Raw genomic sequence first — 16,752 nt, 5'->3', positions numbered from 1 at the left:
TAGGTTTTATGATGCTGGAATTCCTGCGATTATCTTATCAAAAACGGTTTTTAAATCAGTTTTTAAATCTTCAATATCTTCCAAACCAACTGACAAACGAATTAAATCTTGTGTGACACCTGTGGAAGCTTGTTGTTCCGTTGTCAATTGTTGATGCGTTGTACTTGCAGGATGAATGATGAGTGATTTTGTATCGCCAATATTTGCTAAAAGCGAGAAAACTACGGTTTCGTCTGCAATGCGTTTTGCTGCTTCAAACCCTGCTTTGATTCCGAATGTTACAATTCCACTTTGCCCTTTTGGTAAGTATTTTTTAGCTAATGCTTGATATTTACTAGTATCTAATGCTGGATAGTTTACCCAAGCAACGGCTTCTTGCTTTTGCAACCATGTTGCTAATTCCAATGCATTTTGACTGTGTTGTTTGATACGAATTGGCAGCGTTTCCAATCCTTGAATGATTTGAAATGCATTGAATGGACTTAATGCCGAACCAAAATCGCGCAATCCTTCAATACGAACTTTGGCAATAAATGCTGCTTCTTTTAGTGCTTCGCTATACACTAAACCGTGATAACCTGCAGAAGGTTCTGTAAATTCTGGGAATTTTCCGTTGGTCCAATCGAAGGTTCCTGCGTCAATGATAGCGCCACCTAACGCAGTTCCGTTTCCGTTGATGTATTTTGTGAGTGAGTGAATAACAATGTTTGCGCCGTATTTTATCGGGTTTAATAAGTATGGTGTGGCAATCGTATTGTCAACGATTAATGGAATTTTGTTTGCTTTGGCTTGCGCCGAAATTTTCTCAAGGTCTAAAACATCTAATTTCGGATTCCCTAAAGATTCAATAAAAACGACTCTTGTGTTTTCTTTCACAGCATCGCTGAAACTGTTTTCGTCATCAGGATTTACAAAAGTTGTCGTAATTCCCAATCGCGGAAGCGTAACATTTAACAAATTATACGTTCCGCCATATAAACTACTTGAAGCTACAATATGATCGCCTGCGCGTAATAATGTTAACAATGTTGTTGCAATTGCGGAAGCTCCGGAAGCGGTTACAACGGCAGCAATTCCACCTTCTAAAGCTGCTAATCGTTGTTCTAAAATGTCATTGGTTGGATTGTTAATTCTGGTATAAATGTTTCCAGGTTCAGCCAATGCAAATAAGTTTGACGCATGATCCGAATTGTTGAATACAAATGCTGTTGATTGATAAATTGGTACAGCTCGTGTTCCTCCGTTTGCTTTGGTATCGTGTCCTGCGTGTAATGCTTTTGTTGCGAATTTTTGTGTGCTCATATTGTTGTGTGTTTGTTATGTATTGTTTGTTAATTTGGTTATTTGTTGATTCTATCTTTGCTCTATATTCTATGTTCTTTGCTCTTTTATCTTTTATTAATCTGTGAATTTATATTTTTTGTTCGTTGTTTGTTTGTTGTTTGTTGTTTGTTGTTTGTTAATTTGGTTATTTGTTGATTCTATCTTTGCTCTATATTCTATGTTCTTTGCTCTTTTATTAATGTGTGAATTTATATTTTTTGTTTGTTGTTTGTTTGTTGTTCGTTAATTCGGTTGTGTGTTGATTTGTTCCACTTTCAACTTCACTTTCAACTTCACTTTTCACTTTTCACTTTCAACTTCACTTTTCACTTTTCACTTTTAACTTCACTTTCAACTTTTAACTTTTAACTTTTAACTTTTAACTTTTAACTTTTAACTTTCAACCAAATAAAAAAAGGTTCTTTTTGGAAGTGCGTTTACCAAAAGAACCTTTTTTTATAGATGCGAGAAACTGTTTAAAGTTTATCAGGAACTTTTCGATACCAGCGAACTTGGCTACAGCATGTCATGCACATAACCAATATACAACAACTTAGTGTCATTGTAGTTTTGATTTTCGCTATTTGAAAAATTGTCATCATTGGTTTTTGAAAAAAAATTAACTTAAAATATAATCATGAAAAAAGCCTCTGCGTTGGCAGAGGCTTAAATTATTGATAGATGTTCTTTTAAAATTATCGTACAATAGTGTCCTCTGTGGCATTTCTGCAACACATCATACAACACATATTGAAAACTTTAGTAAACATTTTTCGTCTTTGTTTGTTACAAATATAAAGTCATAATTATTTAATATCCTAATATTTTTTAAAAAAAGTTATTTTTAACAATTTTTAAACTAAATATGAATTTATATTTTTTTGTTGTTTGTATGTAAGTAGATTTTCATACATTTGTTCTTGATTTTGAGGAAAAATTTGAACTGATTGCAACCTCATGTGCTGAACTTGTTTCAGTCCCTAGTTTATAATTAATTGTAAACTAGATTCTAAATTAAATTTTAGGATATTAAAAAATGCTAAAGCAGTAATTCACTACTTCTTTAGCTGTTTAGCAATCATTTTTAGTTTTCCCTCTTTTTATAATTTTTTAAAGAAGATTTATTATGTCATATTTTTTTACCTCTGAATCCGTTTCAGAAGGACATCCAGACAAAGTAGCAGATCAAATTTCTGATGCTTTAATTGATAATTTTTTAGCATTCGATCCAGAATCAAAAGTGGCTTGTGAAACGTTGGTAACAACTGGTCAAGTAATCTTAGCTGGCGAAGTAAAATCGAACACGTATTTAGACGTACAAAAGATTGCTAGAGAAGTAATTAATAAAATTGGTTACACGAAAAGTGAATATATGTTTGACGGAAGTTCTTGCGGAGTTTTATCTGCAATTCATGAACAATCTGACGATATTAATAGAGGTGTTGATAGAGAAACAAAAGAAGAGCAAGGTGCCGGAGATCAAGGAATGATGTTTGGCTATGCTACGAAAGAGACTTCAAACTTAATGCCTTTAGCCTTAGATTTATCACATTTAATGTTGATTGAATTGGCTGCTTTGCGAAGAGAAAACAAGGAAATCAACTACTTACGTCCAGATGCGAAAAGTCAGGTAACAATTGAGTATGATGATGACAATGTACCTTCACGCGTGGAAGCAATTGTAATTTCTACACAACATGATGATTTTGATGAAGATGAAGTAATGTTAGCGAAGATTCGTAAGGATATCGTTGATATTTTAATTCCAAGAGTGAAATCAAAATTAACTCCAAAAATTCAAGCGTTATTTGGGAATGATATTAAGTATCACATCAATCCAACTGGAAAATTCGTAATCGGTGGACCACACGGAGATACAGGACTGACAGGAAGAAAAATTATCGTAGATACATACGGAGGAAAAGGTGCTCACGGTGGTGGCGCTTTTTCAGGAAAAGATCCAAGTAAAGTAGATAGAAGTGCTGCATATGCAACTCGCCATGCAGCGAAAAATTTAGTTGCGGCTGGCGTTGCTGACGAGATTTTAGTACAAGTTTCGTATGCAATTGGCGTAGTAGAACCTATGGGAATTTTTGTTGATACGTACAGAACGGCAAAAGTAAATATGACTGACGGAGAGATTGCAAAGATCGTTGCCAAAGTATTTGACATGCGTCCTGCGTCAATTGAACGTCGTTTAAAGTTACGCACACCAATGTATAGTGAAACTGCTGCTTACGGACATATGGGACGTAAAAATGAAACTGTTTCTAAAACCTTCACAACTCCTTATGGAGAAAGTAAAACTTTAGATGTTGAGTTGTTTACTTGGGAAAAATTAGATTATGTTGATAAAGTTAAAACTGCTTTTGGATTGTAAGAGATTCTTAGCTTAGTTATATATTTTAGAAAACCGCTTTCAGTTTATGGAAGCGGTTTTTTTGTGGTTTGATTTTAAAAAATATTATAAAAACTGACAAGTGGCGTATACAATTCGTATACATCCTACAAGTTAAAAAGACATTTAGTCAAATTTAACGCTTCTAAATAGTATATTTATTCACTAACACTAACCAGATACTGTTGATTATGAATACGCACGCTGATAAAAAGAAAGAACATAAACACCAATCGGCAGCAAATGTAATTACCAAAAAACAGAGTGGTAATATATCTACTTTTCAATTTGTGGATAATCGTCCAGAAGCTATTACGCAAAGAAAACTACGCGATAAAATTACAAATGGAACTCACGAGACGCAGTCAAAAATCATTGAAGAAATTTCAGAAAATATAACACAATTAAAAACAACCAACATAACCACTTCAAATGACGTTGTGCAATTGGGAAAAGGTGATGAAGATCGTAAAAGAAAAAGAAAATCAGCAAAGAATAAGACTAAGAGAAAGCGAGCTAAAAAACCTGGAGATGAGAGTGATGAAGCGTGGCTTCCGTCAAGTCAACAACAAAAACATCGGTCTACATTTAGCAAAGCACTCAGAAGACGTGTAATTACCAGTGGAGCACTCAGAAATAAAAATCGAATGTATGTGTGTCCAGGTTGCGGAATGCCATTAGCTGATAGAAAGGGAAGAGAAATTAGAACGTATTTCATTAGTAAAAAAAAGAAGAAACGCCATAATATAGTATCTGGGCAACTTGATCATTATCCAAAATGGAGCGGACGATTGAAAAAGTTAAAAAAGAAAAGAAAAAATGATGCCCAAATTAGAACCGATCACGATGATCCTTCAAGATTACGTCCTTTGTGTTTGCGCTGTAATGCAAGTCATAAGTTTGAAAAAACAAAAGATTTACCAGAAGATGGCTATTCTGATCAGGAATATCATAGTGATGATAATGAGAGAGATAAAGAAATCTGGAAAAAGTTTAGGAAAGATGACGATGATAATAGTGGTTCTGGCGCTGGATCTTTAATGACATAAGTTAATAAAGAATCCCGAAGATTGTTTTTAATTTCCTAAATTTGAATGTATTCGAAACAAAAAAACATGCCAAAAAAAATACATTGGGGAATTATAGGTTTGGGGAAAATAGCAAACAAGTTTGCTGCCGATTTACAACTTGCTGACAATACACTTCTTCAAGGAGTTGCTTCTCGAAGTTTGGAAAAAGCAACCGCTTTCGCTGGAAAATATAATTCAATATCTGCTTACGATTCCTATGAAAAACTCGCAAATGATCCTAAAATTGATGTAATTTATATTGCAACACCACATACATTTCATTTTGAAAACACAATGCTTTGCTTGCGAAACGGAAAAGCTGTTTTATGTGAAAAACCTATGGGAATTAATTCCACGGAAGTGAAAGCCATGATTGAAGAAGCGAAATCACGAAAATTGTTTTTAATGGAAGCCATTTGGACACGATTTATGCCAGCAATTGAAAAAATGATTTCACTTCTCCATGAAAAAACTATTGGCGATATTATTCAAGTGCGTGCCGATTTTGGCTTTAAAGCCGAACTAAATCTCGAAAGTAGATTATTCAATAAAAACTTGGGCGGCGGTTCGTTATTAGATATTGGCATTTACCCAATTTTTTTAAGTTTATTAGTTTTAGGAATTCCTTCAGATATTAAAGCAATGGCACGAATGACAGAAACGGATGTTGATAGTTTTTGCGCATTATTATTCGATTATGAAAGCAACGCAAAAGCGGTTTTGGAATCTACATTTGAAGTAAATACGCCAACGGAAGCCTTTATTCATGGAACAAAAGGTACTATAAAATTACATCGAAGATTTCATCAATCCAATACAATTACTCTTTTTAAAGATGACTCAGAAACTGTGTTTGAACTTCCATATGTTGGAAATGGATATTTTCACGAAATTGAAGAAGTGAACAATTGTTTACGCAATAGAGTTAATGAAAGTTCAAAATTACCATTAGATTTGAGCCTTAATTTAGCTACTTTATTAACAAAGGTGCAAACTAAAATTGGTTTACAATACTAAATCTAAACTGAAAAAAACTAACGTGAAAAATTTTAATATCAAAAATATCATAGTAATAGTCTTGTTGATTATAATCAGTATTTCAGCTGTGATTACGTATAGGATTGAAATCGAAAAAAGAATATTACAAGCAGATGTTATAGAACTTTCCGATATTAAATACGGCATGTTTAATGTGGATGTTTGGATGGAACAATTTTCTAAAATTCTAACGAAAAAAGTAGAAGAATTGAATCTTGTTGGAGAAGACCGAGAAGATGCGGCACGAAAAATTCGATCGTTTTTGTATGAAACCATCAACGAATTTGAAGCCAATTATAAAGCAGAAAATAAAAGAAACGCATTTTTAGGTATTTCTTTGAAAAATGCAGGTTCCAACTTTTTTAAGATTTTTGAAAGTCTAAAAGTACAAGTTCCCGAAATTACAGAAGGTATTCTTGATTTTCTAAACGACGAAGAAAATCGGGAAAGCATCAAAAAATACATTCTGACACAATTAAATGATTATAAGGAATCTACTTTTCAAAAGATTGATTATACGCTGTTTAATGATATTCTATCGAAATATAATGCCACCGATGCGACAGCCACAAAACCAATTATTCTTAAAGAAATAGAACGAATTAATAATAGATTAACTGCTGTAAATTTCATCCTACTACTTGCTTTTATATCTTTATTAATAAGTATGTTTTTAATAAAAGGACATTCAAGAATTACCATTACTGCATATGTAATTGCGGCGCTGCATTTGTTGATTTTGGGTATTTATCTTCCAATGATTGCCATTGATGCACGAATTTCTTCCATGGAATTTCAACTAATGGGCGAACCAATTTCCTTTTACAATCAAGTATTATATTTCCGAAGTAAAAGTATTATTGAAGTCTCACAAACCATGTTGATCCAAGAGAAAGTGAAAATCATGATTGTTGGATTTTTAGTATTACTTTTTAGCGTTATTTTCCCTGTGGCGAAATTAATTTCAAGTCTATTATTAGTCTTTAAAAGAAAGTTGCAGCAGAATAAAATTATTCAATTTTTAGTGTTTAAAAGTGGGAAATGGTCGATGGCAGATGTTATGGTTGTGGCAATTTTTATGTCGTATATTGGCTTTGCAGGAATCATTACAAGTCAGTTGAATCAGTTAGAAAATATAACGTATAGTATTAAAATACTGACGACTAACGAATCTGAATTGCAATATGGATTTTACTTTTTTCTCGGTTTTGTAATTATGAGTCTTTTTATTTCACAGACGATTCAGAAGTTGTTTGAGGAAAAGACAAAAGATTAGTTTGCCTAGTAAATTTGGTTCAATTTTTTTAGAAACAAAAGCAACTCAAAACTTCATAGTAATTATTTTAAGCAATGAGAATTATTGAAATATGCAACTGTTGAAAACCTAAAAAAGCTCTCAAAAGGACTTTCTATAGATACATTTTATCATTATTTATAGGCATGTGCAATGGTTACCTGTTTTAGCTACAATTATTTGATTAAAGTTGTATAAGACTTAGGAACGTTAAATCTAGTTCTATGTGAAGGAACTTTATCAATCATAAAAAAAGTTTCAGAATGTTCAGAATAATATCTTTGTCTTGTTTGTAAAAGAATTTTTTTGAAACCTCTATTATATTTTCTTTCCGATTGTCTATTTTTAAATTCTAATTTTTCATCTTTTTTAACTTGTATAAGTCTTTCCTTAATAGCCTCATCTGATGTATTTTCTTTAAAGTAATTTCGATAGATAATTTTAAATGCTTGAGAAGAATCTATAAACCTATATGTGTTATGCATGTTGGTATTAGCTTTTTTTAAGGCTTTATAAGCTTTTGTTATATTTAAGTTATTAAGAAGTTCATTATAAAATTCTTGATATCTTATCATCAAATCATCAGTAGTGATAGCTTCTTCAGAGCCTATCATTCCACAAAAAGGAGCGGGTAATTCTAATTCTACGGCTTTAAAGAGATATGCTCCGTAACAAACAGCCATAGTAAAAAATAGGTTATTAGCTATTATTATATTGATTTCTCGGAGTTTGATAATTAGCTCCTCCCAAGTAATCATATCTCCTGAGTTCAATATCAAACCTTTTTTATCATTACTTCCATGTATTTCAAAATGAATTATAGGATATGTTTTGTTCTTAATGCAAATCGATTTTATAAGGTCAAGAACTTGAAAGAACTCTTTACGTTTACTTGGAGAATATAATTTAGTCTTGACAGGATGATTTTCATTAAATTTTTTCCATCTTAATACATCATTCTTTAACAAAGTCCCTGTTTTAATATCTTTAACATTTAAAGATTCTATAATGTATATTTTATTGAATTCAATATATTTTTCAGTCATAAATATTTTAATGTGTAATTTTTTTCCATTTTAAATCTAAACGGACTAAATATTTATATTAGTTTTTTTACGGAGAGATTTGTAATTGTGGCTAACTTATATACAATAAACATCAGTTCATTATATAGTATTCCTTTCTTACAAATATAAATGATTTTTAATTAATCCAAAAGTAGAAAAAACTACATTGAAAACTTGTAATAACACAAAGTACTTGTAGCAATCCATCAAACCACAATCAGCTTTTCTTTGATCGCTTTTATCAATAAACCTGCGGTATTTTTTACGCCTAATTTGCTAATTAAGTTTTTACGATGACCTTCAATAGTTCGTGCGCTGAGAAATAATTTTTCTGCCATTTCGGCGGTTGTGAATTCTTGTGCAATCAATTCTAAGACTTCTAATTCACGCGCCGTTAAATGATAATCTTTGCCGATTTTTAAAGGTCTGCCCGATTTGTTTTTCAATCCTTTTAGCAATGCTTGCGAGACAAATTCGTTGAAGTAAAACCCGCTTTTATAAACCGTTTTAATCGCTTTTTCTAGTTCTTCTCGTGTTGTATCTTTTAACAAATAACCATTCGCGCCAATTTCCATTAAGTAGGAAATCATGCGTTCTTCTTTATGCATGGTTAGGATTAAAATTTTCACTTCTGGAAATAATTCTTGCAGTTTCAACGTTGCGTCAACGCCATTCATTTCCTCCATTTCTAAGTCTAACAAAATTACGTCTGGCACAACATTATTCAACTTTGTAAACATATCTTTTCCGTTTACAGCTTCCAATACTAACGTAACTTCTTCAATTTTATCGAGCAATGATTTGATGCCTTCTCGGAATAAATTGTGGTCGTCTACTAAGCCTAATTGTATGGTTTTTTTCGTCATGTTAGATCGGTATTTTTATAATTGCTTTCATGCCCGTTTTTTGCGCATTGAAATGTATTGTTCCAGCCAAAACTGATAATCTACTTTCTATGTTTCTGAGTCCAATTCCTTTTTGGTTTAAGTATTCTTGCTGTAATCCGATTCCATCATCTTTATAGGTAATTTTTAATGCGGTTCCTTCGTTGCTGAACGCAATTGAAATGTTGGATGCCATTGCATGTTTTAACGTATTATTAATCAATTCCTGCATAATTCTGTATACATTTAATTCGTCCGCTTTCGCGATAGCACTCGTGGAAAAATCATTGAAAGTAGCGTTTATTGTACCAACATCATTTACCGTTTGCACTAAATTTTCTACCGCTTCTATCAATCCTAATTTCTCTAAAATTACAGGTCGTAAATCTTGAGAAATATTCCGAACTCCTTGAATCATTGCATCAAAAAGTGAACGCATTTTTTCGGTAGTTTTGGTTAATTCTTCCGCAGAGAGTTCAGGAGAAACTTGACTTAAATATAATTTCGTTGTCGTTAATAAAGCGCCAACATCGTCATGTAATTCTTTGCCAATTCGGGTGCGTTCTTTTTCCTGACTTTCAATAGCAACTCCCAATAATTCTCGTTGATATTCTGCTGCAATTTCTTGATGCTTTTTTTGTTGCGCCAAGAGTCGTTTCTGATAGATAATAAAAAATAAAATGACTGCTAATGCCAATACAAAAAGCATGATCATTCCAATAATAATAATTTGTAATGTTATGGTTGTTTCGGATTCACCCATATGGAAATTGTGTAAAATAAGATTAATACTATATTGACAACTGCGTGCATTCCCCAAAGTAAATAACTGACTTCGTTTGCTTCTGCAGTTGGATCTTTAAAGATGCTGTTGTTAATGAAAAACAGGATTAAATTACTCGAAAAATATATTAAAAACCCTGCATTTAGCCAAAACATTGGATTTTGTTCCAAAGCGCTGTATTTTACTTCTTTTAATAATGCATAAAAATAGCTGAGTGAGAGGAAAATCATCAAAATTCCTAATAACGTTGTCGCATTGGAATTGAACGTTTCTAGTTTTTGAAAGTAAGACATATTTACAATTGAAAATACGGCAAAAACGGCAATCAAAATGTAAAAGAAACGCTTTGGAAATATTTTTCTCAATTCATCTTTATAGATATTTACAATCAACACAAATTCAATAATCGAATAGAAATGATAGATTGGTAAGTTATTTATTTTCTGATACCACAAAATATTAGAAATGGATTCTACTACTAAAATCGTAATGAGTAAGTAGACTAATTTTAGTTGCATTTTGTGCAAGCGATTGTACTTCCAAAGTGCAATTAGCAACGGAAGTATCACCGCAAAAGATGATATAAGACTTAGGTTTCCAAAGAATTCTTCACTCATTGTTTTTTATTTAGCATGTTGGTGGACAAGGTCTTGAATATTCTATAAAGACTTCTCCTTTAGAAAATTCTACAATACTTTTGAGTCCAAATGTGAAATCGCCTGCATCAATATTTCCATGTTGAAATCCTAAAACTGGCGTAAAAGATATTTGGTATTTGTCTGAGAACTTGTTCATGTCAATTCCTGAATATAATGTTATTCCTTTAATTTCGGTTAATTCTTTAATTACATGATTAATAATATCCGTACTGATTTGAAAATACAAAACTCTTACTGTCGATTCTACTACGACTCTATTTAATTCCTCTTTTTTTCGTGCTGTAAATAAATCATCAATTAAATGAAAATCAACTTCATCCCAATTTTTAGAAATCATATTTTTGAATACTTCAGGCACAACTTCCGATTTTGTGGAGTTTTGTTTTCGTACCTCAGGAGCTATGAGTTTCAAAAAAGTATGCTCTTCTTTATCGTTCGTCACACGTAATACAGGAAAAAAAGTATGTTTTTCTTTATTTTGAGCTTCTATTGCCATGTAAATTCTGAGATCCGTAATTAATGGTTTTAGTTCTTGAAAAATGGCTACATCTGGTGCTGTCATTGTAAAATAGCTAGTGCGTTCAAACTGACCTTTAGTTAATCTATGAAAATGATTCGCTAATTGCAATACATCTTCTTCTGCCCAACGCTTGATTTCTTCTGAATAATCTGTTGTTTCTGAATGTTGATTTTGATTTTCCATTTGGTAAAATAGTTTATGTGAATATTAATAATTTGATAGGTTTTTCCTTTTGATAGGATATAAAGCTAACTAAAAAACCGCTCTATTTCAGCTTACAAACGTACAAACACGTAAAAACCACCACAAATCACGGGAATCTACGGAAGTGCATTTTCAGTATTTACAGTCTATTATTTTCTTTCAGTTATGCTGAATTTTGGAATATCAAATCAACTAAAAAGGTGGAAGCCGAAAAACCTTTAATAGAGTAGGCAAATCTTTTAAATTATCATATTATGGAAAAAGCAACACAACATCAAACAGCAACAAAATCGTATGAGTGGAAATTAACAACTTTTGAAAGACAAGGAAATTTGTTTGTCGAATGGAGCACAAATGCACCTTTTAGAGCGCAAAAAGATAAAATTGAAGTATACGAAAAAGGATGGCCTTCAAACCCTGATTCAAATTCAAAAGCTTGGACATGGGCAGATGCAAAAAATAGTCCTTGGAATACTGGATTAACGTATGGAGCAGATTGGTATTGTGCGCGTATTGCACAATCAGCTCCAGATGGACCTTATGTATATGTTGAGCAAATAATTACGAAATGATAAGGTTTTAAAACTTTTTTTAAAAAAATTATTGTCCAAATAAACATCGAATAAAGCAGCATCTGTTTTACTCGGTGTTTATTGTTTTACAGTTAGTTACACTAAAAACAATATCTGTACAAAACACTGTGAAAAGTTAATTTTACGACATCAAAATTAATTTTTTTTAAATTATTGACGCAACCATTTTTCAATTTTGTTATCTATTCTGTAAAACCAACCATTATGAAAAATGTCAATTTACTAGTTTTTTTTCTTGCAATACTATTATTTTTTTCTTGCAAAAATGATGATGAAAACTTTGAAAATGGAATAACTCCAACGACTGTGAATCCCGAAATATTTCTACAAAATTTTGGAAGTACAATTAATCGCAATTTTTTAGGCACTGTTATCGATACAAATAATAATCCAATCGAAAATGTACAAATAACGATTGGAAGTAGTGTTGTTTTTACTGATGCAAACGGAGTTTTTAGCATAGAAAATGCTGCAATTTCAGAACGTTTTGGCTTCGTAAAAGCTGAGAAAGAAGGATACATTCACGGTTCAAGAGCTGTTATACCAACGGAAGGAACAAATAAAGTGACGATTATGTTGTTGGATGAAACCGTAACAGGAACCACTCAAAGCGGAAGTCAGGCTACAATAAGTTTACCAAATGGTGCTTCGGTAAGTTTGAATGGCGCGTATGCAAACGAAGATGGTTCTCCGTACAACGGAAGCGTGAATGTAATTCTTCATCACTTAGATCCAACAGACGAAAATATGCCCGAACAAATGCCCGGAATGTTACTCGCTGCCAATGCACAAAACGAAGTGCGCTTGCTAAAAACATTAGGAATGATTGCCGTAGAATTGCGTGGAACAAATGGCGAAGATTTGAATCTTGCCGAAAACTCTTCTGCGGAAATTCGAATTCCTGTAGCTCCTGAATTACTTTCAGAAGCGCCAAGTACAATTCCACTTTGGTATTTTGATGAAGAAAACGGCTATTGGATTGAAGAAGGCGAAGCAGAACTTATCGGAAACGAATATATAGGAACTGTGACACATTTTACTTTTTGGAATTGTGACGTTCCGTTTGAAACAACTTTTTTATGTGTAACTGTTTTAGATACCAACAACCAACCTGTCACAAATGCGGTTGTAAAATTAATTACTTCAAATTTAAATTATGCGCAAAGTACCACTAACGGAGATGGCGAAAATTGCGGACTTGTTCCTACGAATGAAACACTAACATTACAAGTATTTAATCCATGTGATACTACTTCTATTCTTTACATAACTACCTTTGATCCGCTTTCAGCGCCTACCGACATTACAATTACCATTGATATAGCTACTATTTCTTCGGAAAATATTGTTGGTAATTTTGTTAATTGCGACGGAAATATTGTTACAGATGGTTATGTAACACTGACGTATGAAGGCAATACTTTTATTGAACCAATCACAAATGGAACTATTGATTTTAATCTGTTAAGATGTTCCTCACAAAATACGTTTACACTTGAAGGAATTGATGCTGTAACGCTTCAATCTACAGGAATTTTAAATTATAGTTTTACAAGTCCAATAACAAGTGTTGGTGCTATTGCAGCGTGTAATTCTGTTACGGAGTTTATTAGTTATCAAGTGGACAATCAACCAACGATATTTTACGATGAAAATTTTACAACAGGCGGTAATCCAAATATTCCAAATTCTTATGGCATTAGACATCAACTAAATTCCGGAGGTACTTCAGAATATATAGAAATAGGATTGTTGGGCGTAACGCCAGGAAGTTATGCAATTGCAGATGGACAAGCCGCACTTCAATTTTTCCCAGATGCCAACGGAGATCAGTTTAACTCAAATACAGCACAAAATATAACGATTGTTTACAATCTATCAAGTTTTGGCGCAATCGGCGAATATATTGATATCAACTTTTCAGGAACATACACAGATACTACAGGAAATCACTCAATTACAGGAATTATACATGTATTGAGAGACCTTTAAAAATATTGCGGTTTTTTAATTATTTTCTTTTAAAGAAAGCCTTTCTGCATTAAGTTACAGAAAGGTTTTTGGGTTTTATGGTTATATTTCGATAGTTATTGTTTCGAATTTCTATTAAGTAGAGATTCCTGCCTACACTTCGATAAACTCAGTAACCACGCAGGAATGAAATTACAAATTATACTTCAAACTCAAAATAACATACCGCGGCTGAATGAAATATTCACTTGTACTTGTCAAGAAAGTACTTGAATTATCTTGGTTCAACGATTTTGTATTTAGCAAGTTTCTTCCGCTTACGGTATATTCCCATTTGCTATCTTTCTTTTGATACGACAATTCCGCTTTTAGGAAACTGTAACTATTAATGGTACGTTCTTCATTTTTATAATTATTATACGAATAATCGGCTGTAAAGATGAAGCTTTTTAAGAAATACGCATCCACATTTATATATGGACTGTTTGTAGTAAACTTGTTTGAATTTCCTCCTTGATCGTATTCATTGATCGTTAAATTATACCCAAGTTCAACATTTGGAGCGTCTCTAAAGTTTGTACTTAATTTTGTTTGATACGACTGCGTAAACGATTCGTTAACACTTTTGTTTCCATTAATTTCTTGTGTAAATTTTGACATAGAGAAGTTTCCGCCAACCGAAGCTTTTAGTTTTCCAAATGTACGTTCAAATCGTCCGTTTGCCGAAAATGTTTCATCTGCAAAAGCGGAATTAAAAGGAGACGAAACACTGTTTGTACTTTGCACATCAGGATCACCTGGATTCGCACCTGGAATTGTTAAGAATTGCGAACGATTTCTAATTGGGTCTACACGTTTGTTATAATTTAAAAAGGCAAATATGTTTGTATAATTAAACAAATTAAAACTAAAATAACTCAAGTTTAAATTGTGCGATACTGCATTTTCTAGTTCTCTGTTTCCTCTATATAAAGAGTTATAATTGTTAAACACTAAACCTTCTGCCAAACTATTTACATCTGTAAAATCTGTTTGCATTTGGTATCTGAAGTTGATGTTTTCAGAGTTTTTTAGTTGCACTCTAATGTTTAAATCTGGTAAGAAACGCGTGAATGTTTCTTTAAATTCTGAACCAAATTGCTCATTTTTAGTACTGTACGCATGCGCTGTAATTCCTGGTGTAAACGTGAATTTTCCAGATTTTATCTTGTAATGCGCTCCTAAATACGTATCGCTAAAATTATAGGTTACATCATTTATCACATCTTCTTGCGGTGCTTGTAATGGCAATTTACTTCCACTATCTAAAAACTGATAAATTTCACCATCAAACTGTTGCGTACTTAAGGTTGTTCCTGCGGTAATATTGATATTACTTTTCTGATTCAACACATACCAATAATCCAATCGCGAATCAAATTTATTTGTCTTTATACGTTTGTCTTGTGCAATGTCTAAAAACGATTGCGACGTGTTTAAATCTAGTAAATCTGTGAACCTAAATTGCTCACTTTGCGCCAATCGTGCGTTGTAAAACGGATCTTCATCTTGTAATAAATACTGCGCTTCAAAAGCAAAAATATTTTTATCGTTTAACGTATAATAATAGTTTAAGTTTTGACTGATGCTGTATGGATTCTGTTTTTGATTTTCATCAATATTCCCTAATAACGAAGAAAAGAAATCTTGCCGTTCGCTTTGTTTGGAAACTTTTGCAAAGAAATCGTAATCCAATTGATTGTTCGCATTTGGCTTATAATTTGTGCTTAGTTTGAACAATCCTAAGTCACTTTTTTGCTTTGTATTTGTACGCGTAATTTCATCTGGCGTAGTTTCGTCAATATAAGTACGAATACTGTTTTCTTGTATTTCTGTTCTCGAACCTGAATAGATGGCAAAACCAGTAATATCAAGTGTTTTTGTTGGAGAATAACTAAAGTTAGCTGCTCCAAATTTAGAATCAATTCCTTTAGCTCTGTTATTTCGCAACGTTAAAAATCCGATATCGCTAGAAGCTACATTGAAGTTAGTTCCGGTATTTCTAGATGTATTTCTAAATCCGCCCGAAAACTTAAAATAATCACGGCGTGTAAACGGAATTGCGCCAATATTGTTGAAATCTGTAATAATATTAACACTATATTCTGGACTGTAATAGAACAGTCTTGGATTGGCAATATAGCGTTCTTCAGGACCTAATCCTGCGGTAATTTCACCAAACCAAAAGTTTTTCTTTCCTTCTTTCAGTTTAATGTTAATCATCACCGTATCTTGATCGTTTCCAAGACCTCTAAGTTGCCCTACTTCGTTCGTATTTTTTAAAACTTCAACCTTATCAATCGCGTCCGCAGGAATATTTTTGGTAGCTAATTTGCTATCGCCATCAAAAAACTCTTTTCCTTCTACCATCACTTTCGTCACGGTTTTTCCTTCTACTTTTATTTCTCCTTCATCATCAACCTCAACGCCAGGTAGTTTTTTCAGAACATCGCCCAACTTCTTTTCAGAACCATTTTTAAAGGAATCGGCATTGTACACAATTGTATCTCCTTTTATGGTTACGGGCATTTCATACGTAAGCTCAACAGCATCTAAGTCATTGTCAGCTTTCATTACAAAATCTTTCGTAATATCTATTTCTTTAGTTGTCAATGAATCATCAATCGTGGCAAGACCTATATAACTCACTTTGATTGCGTACGTTGTATTCTTTTTTAGCGCAAGTCTAAAACGCCCTTCATTATTGGTAATTCCGTAAGATTCTAACGTGTTTGTTGCTTTGTTAAGCGCAATTACATTGGCAAGTTCCAAAGGTTTATTTAAGGAATCTTTTACAACGCCTTCAAATTCAATTTGGGCAAGAGTTGTCTGTGCTACCAAACATAGCAATACAAGTATTATTCTTTTCATTGGTTTTATTTTCTTCTGATTTTGATTAGTTGTGGTT

At 32.7% G+C, this 16,752-nt stretch carries 13 protein-coding genes; 6 read left to right on the top strand and 7 right to left on the bottom strand.

Features of this window, described 5'->3' with window-relative positions:
* Positions 1–6: 6 nt before the first annotated feature.
* Positions 7–1,302 carry an O-acetylhomoserine aminocarboxypropyltransferase/cysteine synthase family protein gene (locus IMCC3317_RS18105; protein ID WP_160130890.1) on the bottom strand — a complete coding sequence of 432 codons (1,296 nt, stop codon included), beginning with the start codon at positions 1,300–1,302 and terminating at the stop codon, positions 7–9.
* Between the two features lie 1,147 nt (positions 1,303–2,449).
* On the opposite strand from IMCC3317_RS18105, the gene metK reads away from it, so the two are divergent.
* The 4 genes from metK (at position 2,450) to IMCC3317_RS18085 (ending at position 7,105) form a co-directional block, all read left to right on the top strand.
* Positions 2,450–3,703 (top strand): methionine adenosyltransferase, encoded by a 1,254-nt coding sequence (gene metK / locus IMCC3317_RS18100; RefSeq protein WP_160130889.1) that lies wholly within the window; start codon positions 2,450–2,452, stop codon positions 3,701–3,703.
* 209 nt (positions 3,704–3,912) lie between these two features.
* A complete protein-coding gene (locus IMCC3317_RS18095; RefSeq protein WP_160130888.1) occupies positions 3,913–4,770 on the top strand; it encodes a hypothetical protein in 858 nt (285 codons plus the stop codon).
* A gap of 66 nt (positions 4,771–4,836) precedes the next feature.
* A complete protein-coding gene (locus IMCC3317_RS18090; RefSeq protein ID WP_160130887.1) occupies positions 4,837–5,808 on the top strand; it encodes a Gfo/Idh/MocA family protein in 972 nt (323 codons plus the stop codon).
* Between the two features lie 22 nt (positions 5,809–5,830).
* Positions 5,831–7,105: a paraquat-inducible protein A gene (locus IMCC3317_RS18085; protein WP_160130886.1), complete on the top strand. Its 1,275-nt coding sequence runs from the start codon at positions 5,831–5,833 to the stop codon at positions 7,103–7,105.
* Between the two features lie 194 nt (positions 7,106–7,299).
* Here the strand turns inward: IMCC3317_RS18085 and IMCC3317_RS18080 are convergent, their stop codons facing one another.
* The 5 genes from IMCC3317_RS18080 to IMCC3317_RS18060 form a co-directional block, all read right to left on the bottom strand.
* Positions 7,300–8,169: a hypothetical protein gene (locus IMCC3317_RS18080; protein ID WP_160130885.1), complete on the bottom strand. Its 870-nt coding sequence runs from the start codon at positions 8,167–8,169 to the stop codon at positions 7,300–7,302.
* Between the two features lie 227 nt (positions 8,170–8,396).
* Complete coding sequence (locus IMCC3317_RS18075; protein WP_160130884.1) at positions 8,397–9,056, bottom strand: response regulator transcription factor; 660 nt, start codon at positions 9,054–9,056, stop codon at positions 8,397–8,399.
* A gap of 1 nt (position 9,057) precedes the next feature.
* On the bottom strand, positions 9,058–9,837 hold the full coding sequence (locus IMCC3317_RS18070) for a sensor histidine kinase (protein ID WP_160130883.1): 780 nt from the start codon (positions 9,835–9,837) through the stop codon (positions 9,058–9,060).
* A complete protein-coding gene (locus IMCC3317_RS18065; protein WP_160130882.1) occupies positions 9,813–10,475 on the bottom strand; it encodes a hypothetical protein in 663 nt (220 codons plus the stop codon). The genes IMCC3317_RS18070 and IMCC3317_RS18065 overlap by 25 nt, the downstream gene beginning before the upstream one ends.
* Before the next feature lie 10 nt (positions 10,476–10,485).
* Positions 10,486–11,220: a hypothetical protein gene (locus IMCC3317_RS18060; RefSeq protein WP_160130881.1), complete on the bottom strand. Its 735-nt coding sequence runs from the start codon at positions 11,218–11,220 to the stop codon at positions 10,486–10,488.
* A 275-nt stretch (positions 11,221–11,495) separates the two neighbouring features.
* On the opposite strand from IMCC3317_RS18060, the gene IMCC3317_RS18055 reads away from it, so the two are divergent.
* Together IMCC3317_RS18055 and IMCC3317_RS18050 are read left to right on the top strand one after the other, a co-directional pair.
* On the top strand, positions 11,496–11,813 hold the full coding sequence (locus IMCC3317_RS18055; protein WP_160130880.1) for a hypothetical protein: 318 nt from the start codon (positions 11,496–11,498) through the stop codon (positions 11,811–11,813).
* A gap of 225 nt (positions 11,814–12,038) precedes the next feature.
* The gene (locus IMCC3317_RS18050; protein ID WP_160130879.1) at positions 12,039–13,826 is read left to right on the top strand and encodes a peptidase associated/transthyretin-like domain-containing protein; all 1,788 of its coding nucleotides are present in this window, start codon (positions 12,039–12,041) and stop codon (positions 13,824–13,826) included.
* A gap of 171 nt (positions 13,827–13,997) precedes the next feature.
* Here IMCC3317_RS18050 and IMCC3317_RS18045 read toward each other — a convergent pair whose 3' ends face one another.
* A complete protein-coding gene (locus IMCC3317_RS18045; RefSeq protein ID WP_160130878.1) occupies positions 13,998–16,715 on the bottom strand; it encodes a TonB-dependent receptor in 2,718 nt (905 codons plus the stop codon).
* Positions 16,716–16,752: the final 37 nt, after the last annotated feature.

Source organism: Kordia antarctica (assembly GCF_009901525.1).
Taxonomy (GTDB): Bacteria; Bacteroidota; Bacteroidia; order Flavobacteriales; family Flavobacteriaceae; genus Kordia; species Kordia antarctica.
This window is presented reverse-complemented; position numbering and strand designations above follow the sequence as displayed.

Excerpts from the sequence above, each read along its gene's own strand:
- IMCC3317_RS18055 (WP_160130880.1), top strand. The coding sequence starts at position 11,496 with ATGGAAAAAGCAACACAACATCAAACAGCAACAAAATCGTATGAGTGG.
- IMCC3317_RS18060 (WP_160130881.1), bottom strand. The coding sequence starts at position 11,220 with ATGGAAAATCAAAATCAACATTCAGAAACAACAGATTATTCAGAAGAA.
- IMCC3317_RS18090 (WP_160130887.1), top strand. The coding sequence starts at position 4,837 with ATGCCAAAAAAAATACATTGGGGAATTATAGGTTTGGGGAAAATAGCA.
- IMCC3317_RS18075 (WP_160130884.1), bottom strand. The coding sequence starts at position 9,056 with ATGACGAAAAAAACCATACAATTAGGCTTAGTAGACGACCACAATTTA.
- IMCC3317_RS18050 (WP_160130879.1), top strand. The coding sequence starts at position 12,039 with ATGAAAAATGTCAATTTACTAGTTTTTTTTCTTGCAATACTATTATTT.
- IMCC3317_RS18095 (WP_160130888.1), top strand. The coding sequence starts at position 3,913 with ATGAATACGCACGCTGATAAAAAGAAAGAACATAAACACCAATCGGCA.
- IMCC3317_RS18105 (WP_160130890.1), bottom strand. The coding sequence starts at position 1,302 with ATGAGCACACAAAAATTCGCAACAAAAGCATTACACGCAGGACACGAT.
- IMCC3317_RS18065 (WP_160130882.1), bottom strand. The coding sequence starts at position 10,475 with ATGAGTGAAGAATTCTTTGGAAACCTAAGTCTTATATCATCTTTTGCG.
- IMCC3317_RS18070 (WP_160130883.1), bottom strand. The coding sequence starts at position 9,837 with ATGGGTGAATCCGAAACAACCATAACATTACAAATTATTATTATTGGA.
- metK (WP_160130889.1), top strand. The coding sequence starts at position 2,450 with ATGTCATATTTTTTTACCTCTGAATCCGTTTCAGAAGGACATCCAGAC.
- IMCC3317_RS18080 (WP_160130885.1), bottom strand. The coding sequence starts at position 8,169 with ATGACTGAAAAATATATTGAATTCAATAAAATATACATTATAGAATCT.
- IMCC3317_RS18045 (WP_160130878.1), bottom strand. The coding sequence starts at position 16,715 with ATGAAAAGAATAATACTTGTATTGCTATGTTTGGTAGCACAGACAACT.